Origin of the sequence: Streptomyces longisporoflavus (genome assembly GCF_014649775.1) — a bacterium.
In the GTDB taxonomy this organism is placed as follows: Bacteria; Actinomycetota; Actinomycetes; order Streptomycetales; family Streptomycetaceae; genus Streptomyces; species Streptomyces longisporoflavus.
Genome location: NZ_BMTR01000005.1, coordinates 112,277 through 125,120 on the forward strand (window position 1 = coordinate 112,277; position 12,844 = coordinate 125,120).

The window sequence follows — 12,844 nt, forward strand, 5'->3', positions numbered from 1 at the left end:
AGAGAAGCCGGTACGCGTGGTCTACCGGTTCAACCCCCTCGCAACAAGAGGGCCTTCGGCCCCACCCGTCCCCTGGACCGCAGGCCCGCGACCGGCGGATAGGCTGTGCCGCATGCGCGATCTGGGCCGAGGCTTCGGCTACTTGATGAAGGGCCAGCGCTGGGTCGCCCAGCACGGCAAGCAGTACGGGGTCGGCCTGCTGCCCGGCTTGATCACCCTGCTCCTGTACGCGGCGGCGCTCGTGGCGCTCGCCCTGTGGGGCACGGACTTCGTCGGCTGGGCGACGCCCTTCGCGGACGACTGGTCGGCGCCGTGGCCCGGCCTGTTCCGCGGCTTTTTGACGGCGCTGCTCTTCGCGCTCGCGCTCCTCCTCTCGGTGATCACCTTCACGGCCGTGACCCTGCTGATCGGCCAGCCCTTCTACGAGTCGCTGTCGGAGAAGGTCGACATCTCCGTCGCCGGGTTCGCCCCCGAGTCGGGCCTGCCTCTCTGGCGCGAGCTGTGGATCTCCGCACGGGACAGCCTCCGCATCGTCGTACGGGCCGTGATCTGGGGCATCCTGCTCTTCGCCCTCGGCTTCATCCCGGTCGTCGGCCAGACCGTGGTCCCGGTGATCGGCTTCATGGTGACCGGCTTCTTCCTGGTCGAGGAGCTCACCGCGGTGGCGTTGCAGCGCCGGGGCGTCGAACTCCGCGACCGGCTCGCGACGCTGCGCGGCCGGAAGATGCTGGCATGGGGCTTCGGCACCCCGCTCGCCGTGGCCTTCCTCGTCCCCTTCGTCGCGGTGTTCCTGATGCCGGGGGCGGTCGCCGGTGCGACGCTCATGGCGCGGGAGCTCGCGGGCGAGGACACCGGGGAGGACGACCCGCAGGGGCCGGACGGCTCGTCCGGCCCCGGCGGCCGGGTGTCGTCCGCTACCGGCGGGCGTCCATAGCGGTCGTCAGGATCTGCCGCACCTGCGCGATGATGTCGAGGCGGTTGCGCACGAACTCCGGATCGGTGATCTTGCCCGTGGCCGGGTCCGTGTTGCCCGCCCCGAACTGCAGGATCGGCGTGTGCACATGGCCGCCGGGCAGGCGGTCGTGCAGCCCGAGCCGGTCACGCAGCAGCGTCGCACGGTAGGCGATCTCGTTCGACAGGTAGTTGCCGCCGCCGCCCTCACGCGCCGTCGAACCGGCGGTGGGCCCGTCCGGGCGGACCACGGGAGCACTCTGGCCCGCCGGGATCTCGGTCACCGACGTGTTGTCGTACACCGGGAAGCGGCCCGTTTCGGCGCTCACGATCTCCTTGTACGGGAGGGTCGTGGACGTCCACTGGGGCTGCGAGGCCGGATCGGTCACCGGGACCGTCTCCGTGCGCGAGAGGTTCTCGTTGTCCGGGAAGCCGCCCCGCCAGGCGCCGTTGGTCCGCTCGATGTCGAAGCGGCCCGCGCGGCCCTGGCTGATGGTGGTGAAGAGGTCGACACGGGGGAGATGCGCGCGCAGGGTGCGCTCGACCGTCCCCTCGGCGAAGTCGTCCCAGCGGACGGGGAAGACGGCGGTCTCCACGCGGGCGGGGCCGTCGGCGGTCTTGATGACGGTGCCGTCGAGGGCGAGGGCGGTCGCGCCGGACGGGTTGCTGATGCGGACGTCCCGGTCGAGCGTGAAGGGGTCGAAGCCGGTCACGAGCACGCGCTTGAGGTGATGGCCCGCGGCGTCCTTCTTCGGGTAACTGATCGAGTTGTGCCCGCGGGACGCGTCCTCCAGGGCCCGTATGAGGTGGCGCTGCCGGGTCTCGCTCACCCCGAAGCGGGTCGGCTCCCACTGGCGCAGCTCCCGCGTCATCCCGAGTCGCGCCCAGTACAGCGGCCGGTCGTCGTCCCGGCTCAGCTCACCGGCGGGACCCCGCCCCTGCGCCCGGTCGACGGCACGCCGCCACAGCGCCTCTCCCTGCCGTACGACGACGCGCTTGGCCTCGCCGTACGAGCGGGCGCGCTCCAGGGCCCTGGCGAACTCCGGTGCCACGGCGTCGAATCCGCTGCTCCGCAGGATCTCCCGCGGCGCGGCCCGGTCGAGGCGCTGCTCCTCGGTGGTGGCGGCAGTCGCCGTGGTCGTCGCCGACGCGGGCGGCACCGCCGCGAGGGAGAGCAGCAGGGTGACACCGATCGCGGCGAGCCGCGGGGAGACGTTGGACGAGAGTGACACGGGAGTCCTTCCGTGGCCGTTGGGGGTGATCGCAGTATTCCGGCAGGAAGGCGCCGCCCGCCAGCGGTTCAGCACGGCATGATCCGCGGCTCACCACTCCCGTTCGGCGACCAGCTCTTCCACGTCCGCGTCCGTGAATCCGTAGGCCGACGCCACAAAGGCGAAGTCCCCGGCTATCTCCTCCCGGGCGATGGTCTCGATCTCGCTGCCGGCCTCGTCGAACTCCGCCTCCAGGGCGTTGAACTCCTCCGTCGCCACGGCCGTCAGGACGTACAAAGACTCCAGGTCGCCCGGCCGCTCGGCCTCGATGCGCTCGCACAGGCGCACCAGGATCGCCCTCCCCTTGTCGAGCAGGTGACCGGGGTAGTAGTCCTCCCCGTACAACTCGCCCAGGAACGCGTGCCCGGCCGCCTGCTGGTTCGTGATCGGCATGGGGTGCCCCTCCTCGAAGATCCGACGTACACCCCGATGCTGCACCACGCCACTGACAACGGCGGCTGACCTCAGGCCGCCTGAGCGGCCCGCAGCGCTTCCAGGAACGGTCCCACCGCGGGCGGCGCCGTCCTGCCCCGCGCCGTCGCCGCGTACACGGTGCGCGGCGGTGCGTCCTCGTCGTGGACCCTGACCAGCGTGATGTCGGGGCGGACGGATTCGGCGGCGAGGGCGGGCACGAGCGTGACGCCGAGTCCGGCGGCCACATAGCCCTGCTTGGCGGTCCACTCGGCGACGACGTGGGCGACCCGGGGGCGGAAACCGTGCCGGTGCGCCTCCTCCAGGAGGGTTCCCTCGGCATGCGCGCCGCCGGATACCCAGTCCTCGTCGGCGAGTTGGGTCAGATGTACGGACGCTCGGCCCGTCAGGGGGTGGCCCGGCGGCAGGGCCACGTACAGCGCCTCGTCCAGCAGGTGGTGCAACTCGTACGCCTCCACGTCGCCGCTCAGCGCCCCGCCCGTCGAGGAGACGATGGCCAGGTCGAGATCACCGTCCCCGAGCCGGGCGAGCAATCGGGGTGTCAGGCCCTCCTCGCGGGTGAGCGTCACGCCGGGATGCCGGGCGCGGAACGCCGCGATGGCCCGCGGTACGAGCGCCGCGTCCGCCGTCGCGAACGCCCCGAAGCGAAGGGTTCCGCCGGTCAGGTCATCCAGCGCCGCCAACTCCCGGCGCATGGTGTGCAGTCGGGCCACTGTCGCTTCGGCGTGCGGCAGGAGAGTACGGCCGTGGGCGGTCAGGCGTACGCCTCGCGGCAGCCGGTCGAAGAGCGGGACGCCGCCGAGGGCTGCTTCGAGGGAGGAGATCTGACGCGAGACGGCGGACTGCGTCCAGCCGAGATCGCGGGCGGCCACGGTGAAGGAGCCGTGCCGCGAGACGTCCAGGAAGACGCGGAGCCAGACGGTGGAGAGGTCGGGCGGCGCGGTCCGTGAAGGCGTCACCTTGCTCGGCCTTGCGGTATGCGAAGTGCGGTATGCGAAGTGGGCATGGCGGCCATGCTAGACATTCGCTTGTCGCATCGAACGGCCGGGCCTAGCGTCGGACTCATGCAGAAGATCGCGTTTCTCGGGCTCGGTCACATGGGTGCGCCGATGGCCCGCCGACTGTCCGACGCCGGCTACCCGTTGACGGTCTGGAACCGCACCGCCGAGAAGGCGGAGTCACTGGTGAAGGAGGGGGCCCGGCTCGCCGCGAGCCCCGCGGAAGCCGTGCGTGACGCCGACGTCGTCATCACCATGCTGGCGGGCCCCGAAGCGGTGCGTGCCGTCGCCGACGCCATCGTGCCGGAGTTGCGGCCGGGCACCCACTGGGCGGAGATGTCCACCGTCGGGCCCGATGTCGTAAAGGAGTTGGGTGCGAGGGTGCCGCAGGGCGTGACCCTCGTCGACGCACCCGTCACGGGCAGCACCGACAAGGCCGCTTCGGGCCGGCTCGGCATTCTCGCGGGCGGCGACGCGGACGGGGTCGCGCCGGTTCTCGCCCGCCTCGGCCCGGTGACCCGCACGGGCCCGCTCGGCTCGGGGGCCGCGCTGAAGCTCGTCGTCAACACCGCCGTCATCGGAGGCGTGGCGCTCGTGGCCGAGGCCATGAAGCTGGCGGACGCGCTGGGCCTCGACGAGGAGACCGCCAAGGGGGCCCTCGCCGGAGGGCCGCTCGGCGGCGCGGCGGGCCGCGCCTTTGCCGCGGACGTGCACTTCGGCAACGACCTCGCGGTGAAGGACGTGGCGCTCGCGACGCGGGCAACGCGACTGCCCGCCATGGAAGCGGTCCTCGCCCACTTCGAGGCGGCTGCCGCGGATCCGGAGGTCGCCCACGAGGACATCGCACGGACGGTCACCCGCATCCGCGGCCGGAACACCCCATAGCCGCACCCGCAACACCCGGCAGCCGCACCCGCAACGCCCCGCAGTCGAACCCGCAACGCCCGACAACCGCACCCGAGAAGGAGAAACCCCCGCCATGCGCGTAACCATCGACAACCCCGCGTCCGCACCCCAGCCCCTCGGCCCCTACTCCCAGGTGGCCCGCGTCGAACTCGACGACGGCGGAGCCCTGTTGTACCTCTCGGGGCAGATCGCCGAAGGCGCCGACACCGCCGCTCAGAGCAGCGGGATCTTCGAGACCCTGGCCGCCCTGCTGGAGGCGCACGGCGCGACACTCGACGACATCATCAACATCCGTACCTTCATGACGGACCTGGGCGACCTGCCCGCATACGCCGCCGTACGCGCGCGGTTCCTCACCGCGACTCCGCCCACCAGCACGACCGTCGAGGTGCCGCGGCTCTTCCGGCCCGATGCGCTCATCGAGATCGACGTCGTGGCGGCCGTGCAAGCCGCCTGATCACTCGCTCCCGCCGTGCAGGAGGGCGAGGAAATCCCTGAACGCCCCCGCCATGTCCACCGATTCGGGGTCCAGGAGCCACTGGTACTGGAGGCCGTCCATCACCGCCACGAGCAGCGGCGCCGCGGCCTGCGGGGTCAGCCCGCCGGGCAGCCGCTCCCCGTACTCCGCGCGCAGGACCGCCGCGAACTTCTCCCGCACCGAGCCGTACCGCTCGGTGAAGTAATCCCGTGCCGGATGCCCGTCCGTGACGCTCTCGCCGAGCAGCGCGGAGAAGGTCTGGATGATGCCGGGGCGCATCGCGTTGTACTCGACGAGCGAGCCGAGCAGGTCGAGGCGGATCTCGTTCGACGGGACGGCGTCCCACTGGTCGCGGGCCTCCAGGACGGCGACCAGAAGGGCCTCCTTCGTGGGGAAGTAGTGCAGCAGGCCCTGCTGGGTGAGGCCGACCCGCTCGGCCACGGCGCCGAGGCTGGCGCCGCGGTAGCCGCGCTCGGCGATCACCTCCAAGGCGGCCCGGAGGATCTCCGCGCGCCGCTCCTCGCTCCTGGCCCTGGTCGTGCCCCTGGTCGTGGCCTTGGCCGTGGTCCTGGCCTTGGGCGCCATCGCGTCTGCCCCTTCACGTTCTCGATCCCGCTCGCGGGACGACCGTACGCCATACTGATCAAAATATAACGTCCAGATTACGAAATCTACCGGTCTACAGGTAACCGAGGCAGGATGGAGGGCACGTACGGAACGGACTTCGACGCACTTCGACGGACTTCAACGAGGAGGTACCGCCATGGCGGGAACCCGGGACACCGGAGCCACGCAGGCCGACCAGGCGCGGGAGGCGGTCGTGGAGACCGCGCTCGGCAAGCTGGACACGGTCGACAAGGCCCGGCTGCTCGGCGGGCGTGACATGTGGTCGCTGCACGCGCTGCCCGGCATCGGCCTGGCGTCCCTCGTCATGTCGGACGGCCCGATCGGCGTGCGCGGCACCCGCTGGACCGCCGACGACCCGTCGATCGCGCTGCCGTCCCCGACCGCGCTCGCCGCCGCCTGGGACCAGGACCTCGCCCGCCGCGCGGGCGCCCTGCTCGCCCAGGAGGCCCGCCGCAAGGGCGTCCACGTCCTCCTCGCGCCCACCGTCAATCTGCACCGCTCGCCCCGCGGCGGCCGGCACTTCGAGGCGTACAGCGAAGACCCGTATCTGACCGGCGTCATCGGCACCGGCTACGTCCAGGGCGTGCAGTCGGGCGGCGTCGGCACGACCGTCAAGCACTTCGTGGCGAACGACGCCGAGACCGACCGCTTCACCGTCGACAACAAGGTGGGCGCCCGCGCCCTGCGCGAGCTCTACCTCGCGCCCTTCGAGGCGATCGTCGCCAACGCCCACCCCTGGGGCATCATGACCGCGTACAACCAGGTCAACGGCGTGACGATGACCGAGCACCGCTACCTCGTGGGCGAGGTCCTGCGTGGCGAATGGGGCTTCGACGGCTACAACGTCTCCGACTGGATGGCCGCCCGTTCGACCACCGGCGCCATCGAGGGCGGCCTCGACGTCGCCATGCCGGGACCGCGGACCGTGTACGGCGACGCGCTGGCGGAGGCGGTGCGCGCCGGGCAGGTCGAGGAGTCGACGCTCGACGAGGCCGTGCGCCGCGTCCTGCGGCTCGCCGCCCGCGTCGGCATCCTCGAAGGCGCCGAACCCGTGGTCACCGACCCGCCCGCCGAGATCGACGGCGAGGCGCTCGCCCGCGAGATCGCCCGCCGCGCCTTCGTCCTCGTGCGCAACGAGAACGAAGCGCTGCCGCTGCCGCCGACCGCCTCCGTCGCCCTCATCGGCGCCGCCGCGCGCGACGCCCGGGTCCTGGGCGGCGGCTCCGCCACCGTCTTCCCCGCCCACGTGGTCTCCCCGCTCGACGGCCTCACGGCCGCGCTCGGCGAGGACTTGCTTACGTACGCGCTCGGTGCCGACCCCAGCGACGAGCTCGCCCCCGCGGACAAGGGGTTCGAGCTGCGTGCCGTCTGCCGTGACACGGACGGCAATGTCCTCGGCGAGGGCAATCTGCCCACCGGCCAGGTCCAGTGGATCGGCGACGATCTGCCCGAAGGCGTCACCCACGAGGCGCTGGCCTCCATCGAGGTCGTCGGCACGTTCACGCCGCGCGTGAGCGGCGAGCACTCCTTCGGCACCCGCGGTCTCGGCGCCTTCACGCTCTCCGTCGGCGGTGAGGTCGTCTTCGACGGGTCCGAGGTGACGGGCCCCGAGTCCGACCCCTTCGAGGCGTTCTTCGGCTCACCGGTCGAGCGCGCCAAGGTGCGCCTGACAGAGGGCGAGACGGTCGAGGTCTCCCTGCTCCACCCGCTCGACGAGGAGTACGCGGCCCCGCTGCCCGGCGTCGTGTTCTCCTTCGTGCACCTGGAGCCGCAGCGCGACCCCGACGAGCTGATCGCGGAGGCCGTCGAGGCGGCGCGCGGCGCCGACGCGGCGGTCGTGGTCGTCGCCACCACCGAGCGCGTCGAGTCCGAGGGCTTCGACCGCAAGGACCTGCGGCTCCCCGGCCGCCAGGACGACCTCGTACGCGCGGTGGCCGCGGCCAACCCCCGTACGGTCGTGGTCGTCAACTCCGGCTCCCCGGTGGAGCTTCCGTGGCGCGATGACGTCGCCGCGGTGCTGCTGAGCTGGTTCCCCGGCCAGGAGGGCGGCGCCGCGCTCGCCGACGTGCTGCTCGGCGCCGAGGAGCCGGGCGGCCGACTGCCCACGACATGGGGCAGCCTCGCGGACGCGCCGGTCACGGAGGTCACTCCGAGCGACGGTGAACTCGCTTACTCCGAGGGCGTGTTCATCGGCTACCGCGCCTGGGACCGTCACATCGAGCAGCATGCGGGCGCCACTCCCGCGTACGCCTTCGGCCACGGCCTCGGCTACACCGACTGGACGTACGAGTCCCTCGCCGTGGAGGGCACGACGGTCACGGTCCGCGTCCGCAACTCCGGCAGCCGCGCTGGCCGCGAGGTCGTGCAGGTCTACCTCGCCCCGGCCGCGAACGACGGCAGCCGCCCGGCCCGCTGGCTCGCGGGCTTCGCGGGCGTCGAGGCGGGGCCCGGCGAAAGCGCGGAGGTCCGGATCGAACTCCCGCGCCGCGCCTTCGAGACATGGGACGAGGACAGCGACTCCTGGGCGCACCAGGGCGGTTCGTACGAGGCCCGGGCGGGCCGCTCGCTCACCGACAGCAGGCTGAGCGAGACGATCACGGTCTGACGCGGGTCCGCCGGGCTCGACCACTCCCGTCGGCGTACGGAGGCCGGCGCACGGAGATCAGCGCACGGAGAAGCCGTACACCGTCTCCGACCTGTACACCTCACCCGGCCGCAGTACCGTGCTCGGAAACCGCGGCCGGTTGGGGGAGTCGGGGAAGTGCTGCGTCTCCAGGGCGACCCCGGCGCCGGGTGCGAACGGCAGCGGCTCCGCGAAGTGGTCCGCCGTGTACAGCTGGAGGCCGGGCTCCGTCGTCGCGACGGACAGCACGCGCCCCGACGCCGGATCGCTCAGCTCGGCCACCTCGACCGGCCGCGCGGTGACCCCCTTGTCGAGGACGTAGTTGTGGTCGATCCCGTCGCCGACCTTCCGGGCCGTACGGAAGTCGAACCGCGTCCCCTCGACGTCCTCGTACACCCCTGTGGGAATCTGCGTGCCGTCCGTCGGCGTCATGCGCGCCGCGTCGATCCGCAGCTCGTGTCCGCCGGCGCCGCCGTTCCCGCTCCGGGCCCCGGCGAGGTTCCAGTACGTGTGGTTGGTGAGGTTCACGACAGTGGGGGCGTCGGTCGTCGCCTCGTACGCGATGCGCAGCCCGCCCGCCTCGTCCAGCGAGTACGTCACCGAGACCGAGAGCCGTCCGGGGTACCCCTCCTCGCCGTCCGGGCTGACGCGCGTGAGCCGCACCCCGTGCTCGACCTCCGCGGCCTCCCACACGCGCTTGTCGAAGCCGGCCGTGCCGCCGTGCAGCGCGTTGGGATCGTTGTTCCGCGCCAGGCGGTACGTCCGCCCGTCGAGCGTGAACCCGCCGCCCGCGATCCGGTTCGCGTACCGGCCCACCAGCGCCCCGAAGTACGGCTCCGGGTGATCGAGGTAACCCCGGAGGTCGTCGAAGCCCAGGGCCACCGACTCGCGCTCTCCCGACCGGCCGGGAACTTCCGCCGACTGGATGATCCCGCCGTACGTCAGGACGCGTACCCGCACCCCGCCCCTTTCCAGGGTCCAGCGATGGACGGAGGTGCCGTCGGGGAGCGTCCCGAAGAGTTCACTGCGCATGATCGTGACCCTACGCCGGGCCGCGGCACCCGCGACCGCCGGTATCAACCCTCGGGATCCTCGGCCTTCACCTGCCGGTAGGCCAGTTCGGCCAGGCGCGACTGGCCGTTCTTGCTGGGGTGGAACCAGTCCCAGCGGCTCAACTGGTCGCCGTCGAAGCGGTACTTGAAGACCGCGCCGCCGTCGTACCGGCAGCGCAGGTCCTTCGCGCACACCTCCTCGAGCACCTTGTTGTACGCGACCACCCGGCCCTGCACCGTCTCCCGCCGCTCCGTCGCCGCCGCGTCCCGCGCGTCCGGGTCCGCCAGCATCGAGGAGCAGATGCCCAGCTTCCAGATCTGCTTGCCCAGCGCGTTGGTGCGCCCCTGGGACCAGAGCCGCATCAGATCCGGCACCGAGCTGACGTACACCTGGGTCTTGGGAAGCTCGCGCCGCAGCGTGCGCATGGCCTTCTCGAAGTCGGCGCGGAACTGCGTGAGCGGCGTCATGGAGTCCACCGAGGGGCGGCAGGCGTCGTTCGCGCCCGCCATCACCGTGATCAGCTCGGGGCGGTCGGCCACGGCCTGCTCGACCTGGCCGGGGAGATCGGCCATGCGCGCCCCGGTCTTGGCGTGGTTCCAGCTGTGGTCGGCGGCCCGCTCCCTGCCGAACAGGCGCGTGGCGAGACTGCGCACCTCGGAGTCCGTGCCGGTCGCCCAGGACGCCTCGGGGCAGTCGGCGAGCACCGAGCAGGCGTCGAAGCCGCGGGTGATGGAGTCGCCGACAGCCGCCAGGGAGTCAGGGCTCGTGTCCCAGGTCGGGGTGGGCTTGGGGGAGGGCTTCTGCGCCGACGGTCCCTTGGGCGCGGGGGTGTCGCCGCCGGAGGCGTCACACGCCGTGAGCGCGCCGGCGCCGAGAAGAACCGCCGTGGCCATGGCGACGGCGGCACGCGGGCGGTGACTTCGATTCCGCATCCTCGGGTCCCCTCTGTTGCCGTAAGGCCGATCCGGTAGCCGTAGGCCGACCGCGCCGTTTCGGCGCACCTGCGAGTGAATGGTGGGTGGTTCCTGGCCTTGGGACCGACGGTACGTCACACTCCTTGCCCCGCCGCACGGTAGCCTCGCCACCCAGTGGCACCCGGCTCTCTCGGTTCCGCTAAATTACATCACGTCACATCTGTCCCGTTTTCGGGAGTTTCCCGGATTCGGGGCCGCAACGCTCGGCACGGGCGCGAGGCCGCTGGGGAAGGCGAACCTCGACCCACACTGGAGGTCCCGGTGACGACACGTGGAGTTCTGTACGTGCACTCCGCACCGCGCGCGCTGTGTCCGCACGTCGAATGGGCAGTCGCGGGCGTCCTCGGCGCGCGCGTCAACCTCGACTGGATCAGACAGCCGGCGGCGCCCGGCAGCTGGAGATCGGAGTTCTCCTGGCGCGGCCCGGTGGGCACCGCCTCCAAACTCGCCTCCGCCCTGCGCGGCTGGCAGCTGCTGCGCTTCGAGGTCACCTCCGAACCGTGTGCCACCGCCGAGGGCGAGCGGTACAGCGCCACGCCCGACCTCGGGATCTTCCACGCGGTCACCGGCATCCACGGCGACATCCTCATCCCGGAGGACCGGCTGCGCGCCGCCCTGGCCCGCTCCAAGGGCGGCGAGAGCGACCTGGAGGCCGAGCTGGCCAAACTGCTCGGCAAGCCCTGGGACGACGAGCTGGAGCCTTTCCGGTACGCGGGAGAGGGCGCTCCGGTGCGCTGGCTGCACCAGGTCGTCTGAGCTGCTTGCGGTGCACGCGGCGAAGGGCCCCCACCGAGCGGTGGGGGCCCTTCGTCACGTACAGGCAGTTGCTCAGCCGGTCTCTCAGACGGTCCGGAACGCGAGGACCACGTTGTGGCCGCCGAAGCCGAACGAGTCGTTCAGGGCCGCGATCCTGCCCTCGGGCAGTGCGCGGGCCTCGTCACGGATGACGTCCGCGTCGACCTCGGGGTCGAGGTTCTCGATGTTGATCGTCGGCGGGGCCATGCGGTGCTTCAGCGCGAGGACCGTGGCCACGGTCTCCACGCCGCCCGCGCCACCGAGCAGGTGACCGGTCATGGACTTGGTGCTGGCGATCGCCATGTGGTCGACGTCGTCGCCGAAGGCCTTGCGCAGCGCCTTGATCTCGGCGACGTCACCCTGCGGCGTCGAGGTCGCGTGCGCGTTCACGTGCACGATCTCGGCGGGCTTGAGGTCCGTGCCGTCGATGAGGTTCTGCAGCGCCGCCGCGATGCCGTTGCCGGACGGCTCGGGCTGCGTGATGTGGTGGGCGTCGGCCGAGATGCCCTGGCCGACGGCCTCCGCGTAGATCTTGGCGCCGCGGGCCTTGGCGTGCTCCTCGGACTCCAGGACGATCACGCCGGCGCCCTCGCCGAGCACGAAGCCGTTGCGGTCGACGTCGTAGGGGCGCGAGGCGCCCTGCGGGTCGTCGTTGTTCTTGGACATCGCCATCATGTTGCCGAACGCGACGATCGGCAGCGGGTGGATCGCCGCCTCCGTGCCGCCCGCGACGACGACGTCGGCGCGGCCGGTGCGGATCATCTCGATCGCGTAGCCGATGGCCTCGGCGCCCGAGGCGCAGGCCGACACCGGGGTGTGGACGCCCGCGTGGGCGCCGAGCTCGATGCCGACGTTGGCCGAAGGCGAGTTGGGCATCAGCATCGGCACGGTGTGCGGGGAGACGCGGCGTACGCCCTTCTCCTTGAGCACGTCGTACTGGTCGAGCAGGGTGGTCACGCCGCCGATGCCGGAGGCGATGACCGCGCCGAGGCGGTGCGGGTCGACGGAGGTGTCCTCGCCGGCCTTCGCGGTGTAACCCGCGTCGGCCCAGGCCTCCTTGGCCGCGATCAGCGCGAACTGCGCCGAACGGTCCAGCTTGCGGGCCTGCGGCCGGGGAATGATCTCGCCCGGCTCCACCGCGATCTGGCCCGCGATGCGGACCGGAAGCTCGGCGGCCCAGTCCTGTTCGAGAAGACTGACACCGGAACGGCCCGCGATCAGGCCCTCCCAGGTCGAGGCTGCGTCGCCACCCAGCGGTGTGGTTGCGCCGATACCGGTGACGACCACGGTGCGATTGGTCGAGTTCACAGGAAAATTCTCCACGGTGTTGAGGGGATCAGCGGCGCCACCGCCGGGTGGCGACAGCAGAGCAGCCTTGGTCAGGCCTGTTGCTTCAGCAGCGGAACCTGATCAGGCGTCCTGGTGCTTGAGGATGTAGCTGGTCGCGTCGCCGACCGTCTTGAGGTTCTTGACGTCGTCGTCCGGGATCTTGACGTCGAAGCGCTCTTCGGCGGCGACGACGACCTCGACCATGGACAGCGAGTCGACGTCCAGGTCGTCGGTGAAGGACTTGTCCAGCTGGACGTCCTCGACCGGGATGCCGGCGATCTCGTTCACGATCTCGGCGAGACCGGCGACGATCTCTTCCTGAGTGGCGGCCATGTTGGCGCTCCTTCTATGTATCCAGAGGGTGTGGCGCCCGCCGCGGCAGCGGCAGGTTGGTTACAGCCGTACGG

Annotated in this window: 13 protein-coding genes; 5 read left to right on the plus strand and 8 right to left on the minus strand. The window is 71.6% G+C overall.

Annotated elements, in window-relative coordinates; translation table 11 throughout:
- Window positions 1–112: 112 nt before the first annotated feature.
- Window positions 113–934, plus strand: coding sequence for an EI24 domain-containing protein (locus IE226_RS11945; protein ID WP_190081100.1), 822 nt, complete (start codon window positions 113–115; stop codon window positions 932–934).
- Here the strand turns inward: IE226_RS11945 and IE226_RS11950 are convergent.
- The 3 genes from IE226_RS11950 to IE226_RS11960 all read right to left on the minus strand — a co-directional run bounded on the left by IE226_RS11950 (window position 915) and on the right by IE226_RS11960 (window position 3,613).
- Window positions 915–2,183 carry a pyroglutamyl-peptidase I gene (locus tag IE226_RS11950; RefSeq protein WP_190081101.1) on the minus strand — a complete coding sequence of 423 codons (1,269 nt, stop codon included), beginning with the start codon at window positions 2,181–2,183 and terminating at the stop codon, window positions 915–917. The two genes, IE226_RS11945 and IE226_RS11950, sit on opposite strands and share 20 nt — an antisense overlap.
- Before the next feature lie 90 nt (window positions 2,184–2,273).
- On the minus strand, window positions 2,274–2,615 hold the full coding sequence (locus IE226_RS11955) for a DUF5713 family protein (protein WP_190081102.1): 342 nt from the start codon (window positions 2,613–2,615) through the stop codon (window positions 2,274–2,276).
- Between the two features lie 71 nt (window positions 2,616–2,686).
- Window positions 2,687–3,613: a LysR family transcriptional regulator gene (locus IE226_RS11960; RefSeq protein ID WP_190081103.1), complete on the minus strand. Its 927-nt coding sequence runs from the start codon at window positions 3,611–3,613 to the stop codon at window positions 2,687–2,689.
- 105 nt (window positions 3,614–3,718) lie between these two features.
- On the opposite strand from IE226_RS11960, the gene IE226_RS11965 reads away from it, so the two are divergent.
- Both IE226_RS11965 and IE226_RS11970 read left to right on the plus strand, forming a co-directional pair.
- Window positions 3,719–4,537, plus strand: coding sequence for an NAD(P)-dependent oxidoreductase (locus tag IE226_RS11965; protein ID WP_190081104.1), 819 nt, complete (start codon window positions 3,719–3,721; stop codon window positions 4,535–4,537).
- Between the two features lie 94 nt (window positions 4,538–4,631).
- Complete coding sequence (locus tag IE226_RS11970) at window positions 4,632–5,015, plus strand: RidA family protein (RefSeq protein ID WP_190081105.1); 384 nt, start codon at window positions 4,632–4,634, stop codon at window positions 5,013–5,015.
- On the opposite strand, the gene IE226_RS11975 is transcribed toward IE226_RS11970, so the two are convergent.
- Window positions 5,016–5,621, minus strand: a complete 606-nt coding sequence (locus IE226_RS11975; RefSeq protein ID WP_190081106.1) for a TetR/AcrR family transcriptional regulator — start codon at window positions 5,619–5,621, stop codon at window positions 5,016–5,018. It abuts the gene before it with no gap.
- A 178-nt stretch (window positions 5,622–5,799) separates the two neighbouring features.
- Between IE226_RS11975 and IE226_RS11980 the strand changes: the two genes are divergently transcribed.
- Complete coding sequence (locus IE226_RS11980) at window positions 5,800–8,268, plus strand: beta-glucosidase family protein (RefSeq protein ID WP_190081107.1); 2,469 nt, start codon at window positions 5,800–5,802, stop codon at window positions 8,266–8,268.
- Between the two features lie 57 nt (window positions 8,269–8,325).
- On the opposite strand, the gene IE226_RS11985 is transcribed toward IE226_RS11980, so the two are convergent.
- Together IE226_RS11985 and IE226_RS11990 are read right to left on the minus strand one after the other, a co-directional pair.
- The gene (locus IE226_RS11985) at window positions 8,326–9,318 is read right to left on the minus strand and encodes an aldose epimerase family protein (protein WP_190081108.1); all 993 of its coding nucleotides are present in this window, start codon (window positions 9,316–9,318) and stop codon (window positions 8,326–8,328) included.
- 44 nt (window positions 9,319–9,362) lie between these two features.
- Window positions 9,363–10,271 (minus strand): SGNH/GDSL hydrolase family protein, encoded by a 909-nt coding sequence (locus IE226_RS11990; RefSeq protein WP_190081109.1) that lies wholly within the window; start codon window positions 10,269–10,271, stop codon window positions 9,363–9,365.
- Window positions 10,272–10,574: 303 nt separating this feature from the next.
- On the opposite strand from IE226_RS11990, the gene IE226_RS11995 reads away from it, so the two are divergent.
- Window positions 10,575–11,069: a DUF3145 domain-containing protein gene (locus tag IE226_RS11995; protein ID WP_190081110.1), complete on the plus strand. Its 495-nt coding sequence runs from the start codon at window positions 10,575–10,577 to the stop codon at window positions 11,067–11,069.
- An 84-nt stretch (window positions 11,070–11,153) separates the two neighbouring features.
- Here IE226_RS11995 and fabF read toward each other — a convergent pair whose 3' ends face one another.
- Window positions 11,154–12,416 carry a beta-ketoacyl-ACP synthase II gene (gene fabF / locus IE226_RS12000; protein ID WP_190081111.1) on the minus strand — a complete coding sequence of 421 codons (1,263 nt, stop codon included), beginning with the start codon at window positions 12,414–12,416 and terminating at the stop codon, window positions 11,154–11,156.
- Window positions 12,417–12,518: 102 nt separating this feature from the next.
- Window positions 12,519–12,770 (minus strand): acyl carrier protein, encoded by a 252-nt coding sequence (locus IE226_RS12005; RefSeq protein WP_190081112.1) that lies wholly within the window; start codon window positions 12,768–12,770, stop codon window positions 12,519–12,521.
- Window positions 12,771–12,844 lie beyond the last annotated feature (74 nt).

What these genes read in the sequence shown, in the direction of transcription:
- IE226_RS11945 (WP_190081100.1), top strand. Translation starts at nt 113, where the DNA reads ATGCGCGATCTGGGCCGAGGCTTCGGCTACTTGATGAAGGGCCAGCGC.
- IE226_RS11955 (WP_190081102.1), bottom strand. Translation starts at nt 2,615, where the DNA reads ATGCCGATCACGAACCAGCAGGCGGCCGGGCACGCGTTCCTGGGCGAG.
- IE226_RS11965 (WP_190081104.1), top strand. Translation starts at nt 3,719, where the DNA reads ATGCAGAAGATCGCGTTTCTCGGGCTCGGTCACATGGGTGCGCCGATG.
- IE226_RS11970 (WP_190081105.1), top strand. Translation starts at nt 4,632, where the DNA reads ATGCGCGTAACCATCGACAACCCCGCGTCCGCACCCCAGCCCCTCGGC.
- IE226_RS11975 (WP_190081106.1), bottom strand. Translation starts at nt 5,621, where the DNA reads ATGGCGCCCAAGGCCAGGACCACGGCCAAGGCCACGACCAGGGGCACG.
- IE226_RS11980 (WP_190081107.1), top strand. Translation starts at nt 5,800, where the DNA reads ATGGCGGGAACCCGGGACACCGGAGCCACGCAGGCCGACCAGGCGCGG.
- IE226_RS11985 (WP_190081108.1), bottom strand. Translation starts at nt 9,318, where the DNA reads ATGCGCAGTGAACTCTTCGGGACGCTCCCCGACGGCACCTCCGTCCAT.
- IE226_RS11990 (WP_190081109.1), bottom strand. Translation starts at nt 10,271, where the DNA reads ATGCGGAATCGAAGTCACCGCCCGCGTGCCGCCGTCGCCATGGCCACG.
- IE226_RS12005 (WP_190081112.1), bottom strand. Translation starts at nt 12,770, where the DNA reads ATGGCCGCCACTCAGGAAGAGATCGTCGCCGGTCTCGCCGAGATCGTG.